This is a genomic window from Psychrobacter sp. 16-MNA-CIBAN-0192 (assembly GCF_040309565.1).
Taxonomy (GTDB): domain Bacteria; phylum Pseudomonadota; class Gammaproteobacteria; order Pseudomonadales; family Moraxellaceae; genus Psychrobacter.
On sequence record NZ_JBEOOX010000123.1, the window covers coordinates 1 to 287 of the forward strand.

Annotated in this window: 1 pseudogene; it reads right to left on the reverse strand. The window is 43.2% G+C overall.

Annotated features, from left to right (window positions below):
• Window positions 1-287 (reverse strand): annotated as a pseudogene (locus AAEY78_RS12600) (glutamine-hydrolyzing GMP synthase); the annotation flags it as partial.

Genomic DNA, 287 nt, shown 5'->3' on the forward strand with positions numbered 1-287 from the left:
CACTTCATCTTTAAATAATTCACGTAATGGCTCAACTAAACCCATCTTCATATTGGCAGGTAAACCGCCAACATTGTGGTGCGACTTAATTACATGCGCTTTACCCGTTGCACTGCCCGCTGATTCAATAACATCAGGATAGATAGTACCTTGGGCTAGCCATTTGGCATTAGCGCATTTCTTTGATTCTTCGTCGAAAATCTCAACAAACACACGGCCAATGATTTTACGTTTGGCTTCTGGTTCTGCTTCGCCAGCCATCGCATCTAAGAAACGGTTTTCAGCAT